Here is a 14,225-nt window from a genome sequence, read left to right on the forward strand (position 1 = left end):
CGGTCCGGCCAACTCCTGGCATGTACAGGTTCATCGGCCATCGATCCGCCCCATACTCCCTGTGGTTCGGACCCGCCCCACAGGGAGGCAGAAGATGGCCCTCGTCACCCGCCGCAGAGCCCTCACCGCGTTCGGCGCCACACTCGCGGCCGTGCTCGCCCCACCCGCCGGCAGTGCGTTCGCCGACGAACGGGCGCACCGCCGCCCGCCGTTGTGGCGCGCCCACGCCCACAACGACTACGAACACCCCCGCCCCCTCCACGACGCCCTCGACCACCGCTTCGGCAGCGTCGAGGCCGACATCTTCCTCGTCGGCGACCAGCTCCTCATCGGCCACACCGTGGACGACCTCGACCCGACCCGCACGCTGGAGTCCCTCTACCTCGACCCGCTCGCCGCGATCGTCAGGGCCAACCACGGCTCCGTGTACCGGGGTTGGCGCCGGCCGCTGCAGCTGCTGATCGACATCAAGACCGAGGGCTCCTCGACGTACCTCGAACTCGACCGCCATCTCCGGCGCTACCCGCACCTGTTCACGACGTACGCCCACGGCCGCGTCCTGCCCGGCGCGGTCACCAACGTCATCTCCGGCGACCGCGCCGCCCGTACGCCCATGGAGGCGCAGTCCGTGCGCCGCGCCTTCTACGACGGGCGGCTCACCGACCTCGGCACCCCGGCGCCCGCCTCCTTCATCCCGCTCATCAGCGACAACTGGCAGCTGAACTTCACCTGGCTGGGCGAGGGCGCCTTCCCGGACGCCGAGCGGCAGAGGCTGCGGAGCATCATCGGACAGGCCCACGCCGCCGGACAGAAGGTGCGCTTCTGGAACACGCCGGATCTGGCCGGTCCCGCCCGGGACGCGCTGTGGACCGAACTCCTCGACGCCGGCGTCGACTACTTCAACACCGACGACCTCGCCGGGCTCGAACGCTTCCTGGATGCCCACCGGGCGGCGTAGAACCACACGTTCGGCGGACAGGTCAGCTGCCCCGATCGGCCCTCCGCTACGCCACACTTGCGGCCGAACGCCGCGAAACGGGCGTGGCGGAGGAGGTTGACGATGGCGATTTCCATCTCTGTGGTGCTGTTGTTCCTGATCCTGGCGGTGATCTTCATGCGCAACGGCGGGCTGAAGGTCTCCCACGCCCTGGTCTGCGCGCTGCTCGGGTTCTTCCTCGCCGGCACCAGCATGGCGCCGACGATCCACAGCGGCCTCACCGCGACCGCCGACATCGTCAGCAGCCTGCATCCATGAGGCCGCTCCCGGTCAGGACGTGAACACGCCGATGCCGTCGGGCACCGGGCGCTCCGCGTCACCGGACGGATGGTTGCGTACGGTGACCGCGGACGCGCCCGGCTCACGGGCCACCAGCGTGGTCGAGCCGCCGCCGTCCAGACTGAACGCGTCGACCGAGCCCAACGACCGCATCTCGGCGGCCACCTCGGCGATCGTCAGACCGGTGCGGTACGGCTTCGCGCCGTCCAGCGCGAACAGCAGCAGCCGCTTCCCGCCGTCCGCGATGCCGACGGCGGTGCGGGTGGCCGCGGTGCCGTTGTCCAGGCCGGCCAGCGGCTGACCGCCCCGCAGCACCGGATAGCCGCCGAGCGCGAAGCGGAACGGCACCTGTGAGCGGGCGGCCACCAGCCGGTGCGTCACCCGCACCCGCTCGCCCGGGACCAGCCTCCGCAGCCAGTGCGCGCCCGCCTCCCGGCCGACCAGCACCGTGGTGCCCGCGGGGATGGCGCCCCTGCCGGGGGTCCTGGCCACCGAGACCACCCGGCCCTGACGGACCACCACCTCGTAGGTGTCCGAACTGCAGGCGGCGGCCCGGTCGGTGTCCGTGCCGCAGACGGCGCGGAGCCGGGAGACACTGCCCCAGTCCGAGGTGAAGGCGCCGATCGAGTTCTCGGGCAGCGCGAACTGGTTGAGCCCGGCGAGCGACAGCCGCCCGAAGGGCGTCCCGACCGACCCCCGCAGCGTCAGATCGTCCAGCCGGGCCCTGCGGTCGACGCCCACGCCCAGCACGTCCCTCGTGGTCGTGCCGGGAGGCAGCGCCGGGCCGAAGCGCTGGCCGTCGGGCACCGCCGCCTTCAGGACGTGCCGGTCGGCGATGGCCGGCCCGTCGGTCGAGCCGGTGGCCTCGACGCCCGGGTGCTGGGTCTCGCTGATGTTGAAGAAGTCGCCGTTGATGCCCGCCACCGCGCCCTGGGCGTCGGCGAGCTCGGACACGGGAGCCCGGGCGGCCACCGCCCCCGGGTGGAGAAGGTCCAGCCGCACGTGGGTGTCGCGCAGGTCGACGGTGAGCAGATGGGCGTGGGTCGGCCCCTTGCTCCCCTGGATGTCGAACTGACGGTAGGTGACACCCGGCGCGACCGGGGTGGCGGCGGGCGAACCACTGGCCGGTGCCGCCCCCGCCAGGGCCCCACCGGCCAGCGCGCCGAGTGTCGTCACGAACGCGAGTGCTGTTCTCCCGGATCTCCTTGCCGCTGAACGCTTCTGACGGCGCGTCACAGAACCCCCCGAGGTCTCGTCAACTGTCCCAGGACTCAGGGGAAGTGCACCAGACGGCGATGGCCGACGCGGCGTCTAGGCGTCGACTACACGAGAACGGGTGAGAAAACGCACCCCCTCGGGTGCTTCCAGCGAGAAACCGCTGCCGCGTCCCGCCACCACGTCCACGATCAGCCGTGTGTGGCTCCACACCTCGTACTGACTGCGCGACATCCAGAACGTCACCGGCTCCGGCACCCCCTCCACCGCCAGCTCCGCGAGCAGCACGTCCGAGCCACCGGTGCGGAACTCGCCCTCCGGGTAGCACATGGGCGCGCTGCCGTCGCAGCAGCCGCCGGACTGGTGGAACATCAGCGGCCCGTGCGCGGCACGCAGGGTGCGCAGCAGCTCGGCGGCCGCGGGGGTGAGTTCGACACGCGGGGTCTCCTCATACATGTGTCCCAGGGCAGCACGCGCAAGGTTGCGAGAGGGTTGCGCCGCACCTGGTGCCGGCCGGTGCCGCGTAACAGCCGAGCGTCACCACCTGGTCGGGTCGCCAGCGCTCCCGCACGACGTCCAGCAGCTCCCAGCCCAGGCGTTCGTACAGGGCCGTCGCGGCGGTGTTGGCGGTGACGACGTCGAGGACCGGGTGCAGCCCGCGGGTCCGCGCCTCCTCGACGGCCTGTTCCATCAGCGCGGCGCCCAGGCCGAGCCCGTGGGCGGTGGGTGAGACGAACAGGCGGCCGACGACGGCGGTCCGTTCGATGCCGGTGCCCGTGCGGGCGGCCCAGAGGCCGGCCGCCAGATCGCCCCCGTCGGCCCGCGAGAGGGCGATGTGGCCGACCACGTGTCCGTCCAGTTCGGCCACCCAGGTCGCGAGCAGTGACTCGGGAGTCAGCCAATCGCCGGGGCGCTCCGGCCAGTTGACGGGATAGCCGCTGTGCCGGTGCACCTCGGCCAGGATCTCCACACAGATGCCGAGATCGCCTTCGGCTCGTCGGCGAACGTGGACGGACACGTCGTACCCCTTCTCTGACGTTGCCTCAAGCGGGCTGCGGCGTCAGGCGCTTGTGGCCCCTGCGGTCGTAGTACCTGGTCATGGCGAAGCCGAAGAGCAGGCCGGCGGCCGCGCCGATGGCAATCATGATCCACGACCGGGTGAGGCCGGCGTCGCCGCGGGCGTCGAAGTAGAGGATGGCGCGGACGCCGTCGCTGAGCTGGCGCATGGGCTCGAAGTGGGAGAGGAAGCGGTAGAAGCCGGGGACCGCCTGGAGGGGGACCGTGGCGCCGGACGACGGCAGGCCGAGCACGATGAACACGAACATGGACACCAGCTGGCCGATCCCGCCGAAGGCCGCGTTGATGGCCTGCACGCCCAGGCCGACGGCGAGCGCGGCGCAGTACGAGTAGATCCACAGCAGCGGGATGTGGGTCGCGTCCATGCCCAGGATCGCGATGGTGGCGAGCATGACGAGGGAGACGCTGAGGACCGTGATGCCCGCCGTCATGGCCATCTTGAGCAGCAGGGTCTGGGTGCGGGTGATGGGGACCGTGGGGCGGCGGGTGTGCCAGGGGCCGATCTCGTTGTCGGCGTAACCGAGGGCCGTGTCCACGCCGTTGCTGATGACGTTGCCGCCCATGAAGCCGGCCAGCACCAGCAGCAGGGTGTAGTAGAAGGCGCTGAGACCGAGGCCGCTGTGGCTGCCGATGGGGTGGCCGACCTGGGTGACGACGTTCACCGGGTCGGCCAGCAGCAGCTTGGTGGTGGAGTTCGCGCGGTCGCCGACCGCCGCCGTGAGCTGTGTGCCGAGGGTCTGCGAGGACTGGTGCGCGGCAGCCGTGGTGATCTGACTGGCGAGGGACGAACCGAGGCTGCCCTTGCCGGGGTTGGTGAGCACGGTCATCGTCGGCCGCCGCGTGGCGCCGGTCGTGGTGAGCGCGGTGATCGAGTCGGTGAAGTCCGCGGGGATGACGAGGGCGCCGTAGACCTTCCCGGAGTCGAGCTGGTCCTGGGCCTGGGCGAGGGTCAGCCTGCGCCAGGAGGCCTTGTCGTTCGACTTGTCCGAGGTGATCGCGGCGGCGATCTGGGTGCCCGCGTTCGCCTGCTGCCCGGCCGGCGGCCGGCCGGTGTCGCCGTTGACGAGGGCGATGGGGAGATGGTGCAGATCGCGCTGGGGGTTGACGATGCCGCCCATGTACAGCAGGGCCAGCAACAGCGCGAGCAGTCCGGTCAGGACGGTGGGCACGAGCCACAGTCTGGGGCGGCCCAGCAGAGTGACGGCACGGGCCTCGGGGCTGGCGTCGGCCATGGTTCTCCGTAGGTTGTGTGGTGGGGACAGGAGGTGGGAGCGGGTGGTGGGAACGGGTGGTGGAACGGGTGGTGGGGTCGGATCGTCCACCGCGCGGTTCCCCTGCGCACGCAGAGCCTACGGACGGCGCGGGGCAGATGGGGGCAACCCGTCCGGGCCGGACCCGAAGCGGTCGGCGCGCCGGCATGCCGCAGGGAACCCACAAGGCCCCCGGTGCCTCATACCGGTTGACGCATGGTGCCCGGACCCGAGGAGCGAGTGGTGGACGACAGCGAAACCTCCGGGGTGTCCCGCCGGAAGTTCATGGTCTACTCCCTGTCGGCCGCGACGCTCACCGTCGCCGCCCCGCTCGGCTGCGACACCTCGACGGCCGAGGGTTCGGAGCCGGTCCGCGGCCCGTCCGACACCGTGGTGACCGGCACGGACGAGGAGATGCTGGTCCTGGAGGTCACCCCGGCCAACAGGGTCGTCGTACGACTGCCCCGGGTCGAGCTGGGCCAGGGCGTCACCACCGCCGTCGCCGTCATGATCGCCGAGGAGCTGGACGCCCGTCTCGCCGACGTCGACATCCCCCTCGCGGACGCCCGCACCAAGGGCAACCAGTCCACCGGCGGCTCCAACTCGGTCAGTTCCCTCTACGGCCCCGCACGGCAGCTCGCCGCCACCGCGCGCGCCAGACTCGTCACCGCCGCCGCGCGCCGCTGGCACCTGCCCGCTCGGAGCCTGCGCACCCGCGACACCCTGGTCGTCGCCCCGGACGGCCGCACCGCCACCTTCGGCTCGCTCAGCGCGAGCGCCGCCAGGATCCGTCGTACGGCCGTGTCCGCCGAACCCAAACCGGCCGCCGCGCACCGGCTGATCGGGAAGCCCACGAACCGGATCGACGCCCGGGACCTCGTCACCGGCAAGGCCAGGTACACCGGCGACCTGAACGTGGCGGGCGCCAAGCCCACCGTGGTGGCCAGACCGCCCACCCTCGGCGGAAAGCTCGTCTCGGTCGACGACCGCGCGGCCCGGGCCCTGCCGGGTGTGCATGCCGTGGTGCGGGTCCCCGGCGGGGTCGCCGTCGTGGCCGAGACCTTCCACCACGCGTTCACCGCCCGGGACGCCCTGAGGATCAAGTGGGCACCGGGGCCGATGGCGTCCCTGTCCGACGCCGGGATCCGCTCCCGGCTGCGGGCCGCGGTGCCGGCGCAGGGCAGCCCGCCGCGGGGATCGACGCAGGTCGAGGGCGAGTTCGAGTTCGCCTTCGTCAGCCACGCCCCGATGGAGGTGCTCACCGCGATCGCCGACGTCCGCGCCCACCGGGCGGAGATCTGGTTCTCCTCCCAGACGCCGATGGACGCCCGGGGCACCATCGCCTCCGCGCTCGGACTCCCCGCATCCGAGGTCACCGTCCATGTCCTGCGCGGCGGCGGCTCCTTCGGACGGCGGCTCCACTACGACGCCGCCATCGAGGCGGCCCTGGTCTCCAAGGCGGCGAAACGGCCGGTCAAGCTGATGTGGAGCCGCAACGACGACACCCGGCACGGCCGGATGCGCCCGGCCAGCCATCACCGCGTCCGCGCCAGCCACAAGGACGGCCGGGTGGTGGCCTTCAGCCACATGATGGCCTCGGTCGGCGAGTCCGAGGGAGCGAGCGTCACCCGGGCCTCCTTCGTACGGCCCGCCTCCGTACGGCCCGCCTCCGCTCCTCTGCCCAGCGACTCCGGCCTCTACGACTTCGGCCGGATCTCCGGCGATTCGGGCGGCATCGAACTGCCGATCCCGCTCGGTGCCTGGCGGTCCGTGAACTCCGGGACGATGCGGGCCGCGGAGGAGATCGTCGTCGACGAGGTCGCCCGCGGCCTGGGAAAGGACCCGGTCGCCTTCCGTCGTACGACACTGCGCGACAAGGCGGTGAGGGCCGTACTGGACAAGGCCGCCGAGGCGGGGGAGTGGGGGCGGACGCTGCCCGCCGGGCACGGGCAGGGGGTCGCCGTGCACCAGGAGTACGGGTCCTGCGTGGCCTGTCTCGTCGAGATCGACGCCGAGGACCCGAAGAACCCCCGGGTCACCAAGGTGGTGATGGCCGCCGACGTCGGCACGGCCGTCAACCCGCGCGGTCTGGAGGCCCAGCTGATGGGAGCGACCGTCGACGGGATCTCCACCATCCTGAGCGCCGGACTGCACATCGACCGGGGTGCCGTGCGCGAGGGCAGCTTCTCCGACTTCCACTGGGCCAGGCAGCGGCATGCCCCGCTGCACTTCGAGGCGCACATCATGCCGTCGACGGGGGAGCCCGGAGGCGCGGGCGAGCTCGGTGTCCCCGCCGCGTCCGGGGCCGTGGCCAACGCCTACGCGCGGGCCACCGGCACCCGGCCCCGCCGCTTCCCGATCAACTTCTGACCCCCTTGCCCCGTCCGACCCTCTTCGAGAAGGTGCCGATGCCGTCCTACTCCTTCGACCTCAACGGCGAGAAGGTCACCGTCGAGGCCCCGACCGACATGCCGCTGTTGTGGGTGCTGCGGGACCTGCTGCATGTCACCGGCCCCAAGTACGGCTGCGGTATCGGCGTCTGCCGGGCCTGCACCAGCCATCTCGACGGGGAGGAGATCCAGCCCTGCACCGTAAAGGTGAGGGACTGCGCGGGCCGCACGGTCACCACCATCGAGGGACTCGCCGACGGCGACACCCTGCACCCCGTGCAGGAGGCCTGGCTGGACTGCGACGTCGCCCAGTGCGGCTTCTGCCAGCCCGGACAGATCATGGCGGCGGCGGCCCTGCTGAAGAGGACGCCCCACCCGAGCGACGCGGACATCGACCGCATCGAGAACGTCTGCCGGTGCGGCACGTACACCCGTATCCGTGAGGCGATCAACAAAGCAGCGGCGAAAATCACTCCTTGAGTGGCCCGGCTCACATGGCCAGAACCCCATGCCACCGACACCATGGGGGACGTCCATCGGCAGGCTGAAGGGAGCGGCGATGTTCCGCAAGGTGCTGGTCGCCAACCGTGGTGAGATCGCGATCAGGGCATTTCGCGCCGGCTACGAGCTGGGCGCGAGGACGGTCGCCGTCTTCCCGCACGAGGACCGCAACTCGCTGCACCGGCTCAAGGCCGACGAGGCCTATGAGATCGGCCAGCCCGGACATCCGGTGCGGGCCTATCTGTCGGTCGAGGAGATCGTGCGCGCCGCACGCCAGGCCGGCGCGGACGCCGTCTACCCCGGCTACGGCTTCCTCTCCGAGAACCCCGAGCTGGCCAAGGCCTGCGAGGAAGCCGGCATCACCTTCGTCGGGCCCAGCGCGCAGACTCTGGAGCTGACCGGCAACAAGGCGCGCGCCGTGGCCGCCGCCCGCGCGGCCGGCGTCCCGGTGCTCGGCTCCTCCCAGCCCTCCACCGATGTCGACGAACTCGTGCGCGCCGCCGAGGAGATCGGCTTCCCGGTGTTCGTGAAGGCGGTGGCCGGCGGCGGCGGGCGCGGAATGCGCCGCGTCGAGAACCCGGCCGCGCTGCGCGAGTCGATCGAGGCCGCCTCCCGCGAGGCCGCCTCCGCCTTCGGCGACTCGACCGTCTTCCTGGAGAAGGCCGTCGTGGACCCCCGCCATATCGAGGTGCAGATCCTCGCCGACGGCGAGGGCAACGTCATCCACCTCTTCGAGCGCGACTGTTCCCTCCAGCGCCGCCACCAGAAGGTCATCGAGATGGCGCCCGCGCCCAACCTCGACCCGGCCCTGCGCGACCGTATCTGCGCCGACGCCGTCCGCTTCGCCCGCGAGATCGGCTACCGCAACGCCGGCACCGTCGAGTTCCTCCTCGACCGCGACGGCAACCATGTCTTCATCGAGATGAACCCGCGCATCCAGGTCGAGCACACGGTCACCGAGGAGGTCACCGACGTCGACCTCGTCCAGGCCCAGTTGCGCATCGCCTCCGGCCAGACCCTCGCCGACCTCGGGCTCTCCCAGGAGACCGTGAAGCTGCACGGCGCGGCCCTCCAGTGCCGTATCACCACCGAGGACCCCGCCAACGGCTTCCGCCCGGACACCGGCCGGATCAGCGCCTACCGCTCGCCGGGCGGTTCGGGCATCCGGCTCGACGGCGGAACCACCCACGCCGGTACGGAGATCAGCGCGCACTTCGACTCGATGCTGGTCAAACTGACCTGCCGGGGACGGGACTTCAAGGCCGCGATCGGACGGGCCCGGCGTGCCGTCGCCGAGTTCCGCATCCGTGGTGTGGCCACCAACATCCCGTTCCTGCAAGCCGTGTTGGACGATCCGGACTTCCAGGCCGGGCGGGTGACGACCTCGTTCATCGAGGAGCGCCCGCACCTGCTGACCGCCCGCTCCTCGGCGGACCGCGGCACCAAGCTGCTGACCTACCTCGCCGACGTCACGGTCAACAAGCCGCACGGCGAGCGCCCCGACCTGATCGAGCCCACCACCAAACTGCCCCCGCTGCCCGCCGGCGAACCCGCCCCCGGCTCTCGCCAGCGCCTGGTCGAACTCGGCCCCGAGGGCTTCGCCCGCCGGCTGCGCGAGTCGCCGACCATCGGCATCACCGACACCACCTTCCGCGACGCCCACCAGTCACTGCTGGCCACCCGGGTACGGACGAAGGACCTGCTGGCCGTCGCGCCGGTGGTCGCCCGTACGCTCCCCGAGCTGCTGTCCCTGGAGTGCTGGGGCGGCGCCACCTACGACGTCGCCCTGCGCTTCCTCGCCGAGGACCCGTGGGAGCGGCTGGCCGCACTGCGCGAGGCGGTCCCCAACATCTGCCTCCAGATGCTGCTGCGCGGCCGCAACACCGTTGGCTACACCCCGTACCCGACCGAGGTGACCGACGCCTTCGTGCAGGAGGCCGCCGCCACCGGCATCGACATCTTCCGGATCTTCGACGCCCTCAACGACGTCGGCCAGATGCGGCCCGCCATCGACGCCGTACGCGAGACGGGCACGGCGATCGCCGAGGTGGCGCTCTGCTACACCTCGGACCTGTCCGACCCGAACGAGCGGCTGTACACGCTCGACTACTACCTGCGGCTCGCCGAGCAGATCGTCGACGCGGGCGCCCATGTCCTGGCCGTCAAGGACATGGCGGGACTGCTGCGCGCCCCGGCCGCCGCGAAGCTGGTGTCGGCGCTGCGCCGCGAGTTCGACCTGCCGGTGCACCTGCACACGCACGACACGGCGGGCGGTCAGCTGGCCACCTACCTGGCCGCGATCCAGGCGGGCGCGGACGCGGTGGACGGCGCGGTCGCGTCGATGGCCGGTACGACCTCCCAGCCCTCCCTCTCGGCGATCGTCGCCGCGACCGACCACTCGGACCGGCCGACCGGCCTGGATCTCCAGGCCGTCGGCGACCTGGAGCCGTACTGGGAGAGCGTCCGCAAGATCTACGCCCCCTTCGAGGCGGGCCTCGCCTCGCCCACGGGGCGGGTCTACCACCACGAGATCCCCGGCGGCCAGCTCTCCAACCTGCGCACCCAGGCCGTGGCCCTCGGTCTCGGCGACCGCTTCGAGGAGATCGAGGACCTGTACGCGGCCGCCGACCGTATGCTCGGCCGGCTGGTCAAGGTCACCCCGTCCTCGAAGGTGGTCGGCGACCTGGCCCTGCATCTCGTCGGCGCCGGTGTACCGCCGGAGGACTTCGAGGCGGCGCCGAACAGGTTCGACATCCCCGACTCGGTGATCGGCTTCCTGCGCGGCGAGCTCGGCACCCCGCCCGGCGGCTGGCCGGAGCCCTTCCGCAGCAAGGCCCTGGAGGGCCGCGCGGAGCCCAGGCCGGTGCAGGAGCTGACGGCGGAGGACCGCGAGGGCCTCGCCAAGGAGCCCCGCGCCACCCTCAACCGCCTGCTCTTCCCCGGCCCGACGCGCGAGTACGACACCCACCGCGCGGCCTACGGCGACACCAGCGTCCTGGACAGCAAGGACTTCTTCTACGGTCTGCGCCCGGGCAAGGAGTACGCCGTCGACCTGGAGCCCGGCGTGCGGCTGCTGATCGAGCTGGAGGCGGTCGGTGAGGCCGACGAGCGCGGTATGCGGACCGTGATGTCCACCCTGAACGGCCAGCTCCGGCCGATCCAGGTCCGCGACACCGCCGCCGCCTCCGACATCCCGGTGACGGAGAAGGCCGACCGCTCCAACTCCGGTCATGTCGCGGCGCCGTTCGCCGGTGTGGTGACCCTCGCGGTGGCCGAGGGCGACGAGGTGGACGCGGGGGCGACGGTGGCCACCATCGAGGCGATGAAGATGGAGGCCGCGATCACCGCGGCCAAGGCCGGGCGCGTCAGCCGGCTGGCCATCAACCGCATCCAGCAGGTGGAGGGCGGTGACCTGCTGGTCGAGATCGGCTGAGCGGGCGTGAGCGGCCCCCGCCGGGTGCGGGGGCCGCCGTCCGTTCAGGCCGTCAGCCGCAGCAGGGTCTCCTCCAGGGACGCCGTGTCCTTCGGCGGCCGGTTGTGCGGCAGCCTGCCCAGCACGGTCGCCATGCCGCAGGTGTTCGTCGCGCCGGAGAAGGCCAGGCCCGCCCCGATCAGCCCCGACAGCCAGTGCGCCCGCGGCCGGGCGAGGCCCGCCGTGAAACCGGCCAGGACCAGCGCACCGGCGACGAGACGGACCTGGCGGTCCATCGGCCAGGGCGCGCGGGCCCCGGCCGGGTGTTCCAGCGGATGCCCGGCCGCCGCCCAGGCGCCGGTGCCTCCGTCCAGCGTGGCCGCCTCGATGCCGAGCGCGGCCAGCCGCTCGCAGCCCTTGGCCGAGCGGGCCCCGGACCGGCATACGATCAGCAGCGGGCCCGGGACCGCCCTGAGGACCTCGGCGGCCTCGTCGAGCCGGTCCAGGGGGATGTTGTGGGCGCCGGGGAGATGGCCGCCCGCGTACTCGCCGGGGGTCCGGACGTCGACGAGGGTGAGTTCGCCGAGGCGGGCGAAGGCCTGGGCGGTGGTCAGGGTGATGGGGGTGGGCACGGAACAGAACCTTTCGGTGGGGTGTTCACCCAGCGGGTACGATACCCGTGGGGGTATGTAGGAGGAGGAAGCGTGCAACTCGACATGTCGGCCGAGGAGCTCAAGTCGGCGCTCAACCGGCTGCGGCGCGCCCAGGGTCAGCTGGCGGGCGTGATCCGGATGATCGAGGAGGGCCGGGACTGCGAGGACGTCGTCACCCAGCTCGCCGCCGTGTCGCGGGCGCTGGACCGGGCCGGGTTCTCGATCATCGCGACCGGGCTCGAACAGTGCATGACCAGCGACGACCCGGAGGTCCGGGACTCGACCCAGATGCGGGCGCGGCTGGAGAAGCTGTTCCTGTCGCTGGCCTGAGGGGCGGCGGGTTCACAGCAGGGCTGTCGCACCCATGGCGACGGCCACCGCCAGCAGCACGGCACCGAAGACCCGCTGCAGCACCGCGGGCGAGACCTTCGCGGCCAGCCGCTTGCCGTCCCACGCCCCGAGCACGGCGGTCGCCAGGAACGGCGTCATCAGCGTCCAGTCCAGGGTCACGGCGGTGAAGGCGCGGGCCGTGAGGGCCACCAGCGCGTTGGCGACGATGACCAGCAGGCTGGTGCCCACCGCCGCGCCCATCGGCACGGCCAGCACGGTCACCAGCGCCGGTACGGCGAGGAAACCGCCGCCGACCCCGAGGAACCCGGTCACCGCGCCCAGTCCGGCGCCTGCCGTGGCGGCACGGACCCCGGACACCCTCCCGCTCGCGTGCGGCATCCGGCGGAGCAGCATTTTCGCCGCGGCGAGCGCGGCCAGCAGCGCGAACGCGAGAGTGAGCACGGCCTCGGGGATCTGCGCGGACAGCGCCCCCGCCCCGGCCGCGGGCAGCAGCCCGGCCGCCGCGAAGAGCCCGCCGGCCCGCCAGCGCACGGCGCCCGCGCGCGCATGCGCCACAAGCGCGGTGAGCGACGTGACGATCACGATGACGAGCCCCGCGGTGGTCGCCGCGGCCGGACCGAAGCCGAGCAGATAGATCAGCGCGGGGACGGTCAGGATGCTGCCGCCCGCCCCCAGCGCGCCCAGGGCGAGACCGACGACGGCCCCGGCGGCGAGGGCCAGGACGAACGCGGTCATATGGCGGACACGAGCGGGAGACCGGCCTCGGCCGCCGCGGCGAACCCGTCGTCGACGGCGACCACGTCCCGCCCGGCCGCGTCGAGCAGGGACGCGGCGATGGCCGCGCGCATCCCGCCCGCGCAGTGCACCCACAGCGGGCCGCCGGGTACCTCGGACAGACGCCGGTGGATCTGGTGCACCGGGATGTGCACACTGCCCTCGATCCAGCCGCCCGCACGCTCGGTGTCCCGGCGCACATCGAGCACCGTGAACTCCTCTCCCCGCCGTCGCGCCGCGGCCAGCTCGGCGAACGTGGCACGCGGGAAGGAAGCGGGCCGGGCCCCGTCCGTGACCCAGTCGGCCGGCGAGCCGACGGCCGCCGCGGCCGGCCGGTCGATGCCCACCCGCGTCAACTCCCGCTGGGCATAGGCCAATTGCTCGGTACTCTCCGCGAGCAGCGTCACCGGCTTGCCCCACGGGATCAGCCACGCCAGATAAGTGGCCGGCTGCCCGTCGGCCTCGAAGTTGACCGCCCCCGCCACATGCCCGGCGGCGAACGCCACCCGGCCGCGCAGATCCACGACCCACTCACCGGCCGCGAGCCGCCGCCGGATCTCGTCCGCGTCGGCACGCCGGGGCGGGCTCAGGTCCACCGGGGCGGGGCCGCCTGCGTTGGCGGGGCCCATGTGCGCGTAGTACGCGGGAACGTCGTCGAGCCCGGCCAGCAGTTCCTTCACGAACGTGTCCACGTCCCGCAGCAGCGCCGGATTCGAGGCCTTCTCGGTGCCGATCGTGCTGTGCGCGCCACCCGCCCCGGCCAAGGCGCAGAAGCTGCCGAAACCGTGCGTGGGCAGGACCGTCACCTCGTCGGACAGCTCGGCGGCGAGCCGGTGGACCGAGGCGTGCTGCGCTCGGGCGAGCGGCTCGGTCAGCCGGGGCTCCACCAGATCGGGCCGTCCGACGCTGCCGATCAGCAGTGAGCCCCCGGTGAAGGCGGCCACCGCCCGCCCGTCCTCCTCCAGCACGTACGAGGTGTGGTGCGGGGTGTGCCCGGGAGTGGCCACCGCCCGCAGCACCAGCCCCTCGTCGACCGGCTCGGCATCCCCGTCGGCGACCGCCACCCGCGCGTACGCCACCTCGGCGCCGGCCGGCACCAGGTACCGCGCCCCGGTCAGCCGGGCCAGCTCCAGGCCGCCCGTCACGTAGTCGTTGTGGACATGGGTCTCGGCGACGGCCACGATCCGCACGCCCCGCCGGGCGGCCGCGGCGATCACCCGGTCGACGTCCCGCGGTGGATCGACGACCACCGCGGCCCCGGCACCTCCGGCCAGATAGCTGCGGTTGCCCAGCCCCTGGGTCTCCAGCACGTCGACAAAGAACACG

13 protein-coding genes are annotated in these 14,225 nt (G+C 72.5%); 6 read left to right on the top strand and 7 right to left on the bottom strand.

All coding sequences use genetic code 11. From position 1 onward, the window contains the following. Positions 1-94: 94 nt before the first annotated feature. Both ABZT17_RS19645 and ABZT17_RS19650 read left to right on the top strand, forming a co-directional pair. Positions 95-958 (top strand): phosphatidylinositol-specific phospholipase C/glycerophosphodiester phosphodiesterase family protein, encoded by an 864-nt coding sequence (locus ABZT17_RS19645; RefSeq protein WP_356350562.1) that lies wholly within the window; start codon positions 95-97, stop codon positions 956-958. Between the two features lie 102 nt (positions 959-1,060). Further along, positions 1,061-1,255 (top strand): hypothetical protein, encoded by a 195-nt coding sequence (locus tag ABZT17_RS19650; protein ID WP_356350563.1) that lies wholly within the window; start codon positions 1,061-1,063, stop codon positions 1,253-1,255. 12 nt (positions 1,256-1,267) lie between these two features. Here ABZT17_RS19650 and ABZT17_RS19655 read toward each other — a convergent pair whose 3' ends face one another. The 4 genes from ABZT17_RS19655 to ABZT17_RS19670 form a co-directional block, all read right to left on the bottom strand. Beyond that, positions 1,268-2,452, bottom strand: a complete 1,185-nt coding sequence (locus ABZT17_RS19655; RefSeq protein WP_356350565.1) for a phosphodiester glycosidase family protein — start codon at positions 2,450-2,452, stop codon at positions 1,268-1,270. A gap of 135 nt (positions 2,453-2,587) precedes the next feature. Continuing rightward, the gene (locus ABZT17_RS19660) at positions 2,588-2,947 is read right to left on the bottom strand and encodes a DUF779 domain-containing protein (protein WP_356350566.1); all 360 of its coding nucleotides are present in this window, start codon (positions 2,945-2,947) and stop codon (positions 2,588-2,590) included. After that, entirely contained in the window at positions 2,940-3,509 is a 570-nt protein-coding gene (locus ABZT17_RS19665; protein WP_356350567.1) for a GNAT family N-acetyltransferase, read from the bottom strand. Before ABZT17_RS19665 ends, ABZT17_RS19660 begins: the two co-directional genes overlap by 8 nt. 25 nt (positions 3,510-3,534) lie before the next feature. Then, positions 3,535-4,800, bottom strand: a complete 1,266-nt coding sequence (locus ABZT17_RS19670) for a DUF3533 domain-containing protein (RefSeq protein WP_356350568.1) — start codon at positions 4,798-4,800, stop codon at positions 3,535-3,537. 303 nt (positions 4,801-5,103) lie between these two features. Between ABZT17_RS19670 and ABZT17_RS19675 the strand changes: the two genes are divergently transcribed. From ABZT17_RS19675 to ABZT17_RS19685, 3 genes are all read left to right on the top strand, one after another. Next, entirely contained in the window at positions 5,104-7,188 is a 2,085-nt protein-coding gene (locus tag ABZT17_RS19675) for a molybdopterin cofactor-binding domain-containing protein (protein ID WP_356350603.1), read from the top strand. 38 nt (positions 7,189-7,226) lie between these two features. Beyond that, positions 7,227-7,688, top strand: a complete 462-nt coding sequence (locus tag ABZT17_RS19680) for a (2Fe-2S)-binding protein (protein WP_356350604.1) — start codon at positions 7,227-7,229, stop codon at positions 7,686-7,688. Positions 7,689-7,767: 79 nt separating this feature from the next. Next, the gene (locus tag ABZT17_RS19685; RefSeq protein WP_356350569.1) at positions 7,768-11,142 is read left to right on the top strand and encodes a pyruvate carboxylase; all 3,375 of its coding nucleotides are present in this window, start codon (positions 7,768-7,770) and stop codon (positions 11,140-11,142) included. 44 nt (positions 11,143-11,186) lie between these two features. Here ABZT17_RS19685 and ABZT17_RS19690 read toward each other — a convergent pair whose 3' ends face one another. Beyond that, positions 11,187-11,753 carry a rhodanese-like domain-containing protein gene (locus ABZT17_RS19690; RefSeq protein ID WP_356350571.1) on the bottom strand — a complete coding sequence of 189 codons (567 nt, stop codon included), beginning with the start codon at positions 11,751-11,753 and terminating at the stop codon, positions 11,187-11,189. 72 nt (positions 11,754-11,825) lie between these two features. Here ABZT17_RS19690 and ABZT17_RS19695 point away from each other — a divergent pair, with 72 nt between their 5' ends. Beyond that, on the top strand, positions 11,826-12,104 hold the full coding sequence (locus ABZT17_RS19695) for a metal-sensitive transcriptional regulator (RefSeq protein WP_356350572.1): 279 nt from the start codon (positions 11,826-11,828) through the stop codon (positions 12,102-12,104). A gap of 12 nt (positions 12,105-12,116) precedes the next feature. Here ABZT17_RS19695 and ABZT17_RS19700 read toward each other — a convergent pair whose 3' ends face one another. Together ABZT17_RS19700 and ABZT17_RS19705 are read right to left on the bottom strand one after the other, a co-directional pair. After that, positions 12,117-12,860: a sulfite exporter TauE/SafE family protein gene (locus tag ABZT17_RS19700; protein WP_356350573.1), complete on the bottom strand. Its 744-nt coding sequence runs from the start codon at positions 12,858-12,860 to the stop codon at positions 12,117-12,119. Beyond that, positions 12,857-14,224 carry an MBL fold metallo-hydrolase gene (locus ABZT17_RS19705; protein ID WP_356350574.1) on the bottom strand — a complete coding sequence of 456 codons (1,368 nt, stop codon included), beginning with the start codon at positions 14,222-14,224 and terminating at the stop codon, positions 12,857-12,859. The genes ABZT17_RS19700 and ABZT17_RS19705 overlap by 4 nt, the downstream gene beginning before the upstream one ends. Position 14,225 lies beyond the last annotated feature (1 nt).

Source organism: Streptomyces sp. NPDC005648 (assembly GCF_040605395.1).
GTDB lineage: Bacteria > Actinomycetota > Actinomycetes > Streptomycetales > Streptomycetaceae > Streptomyces.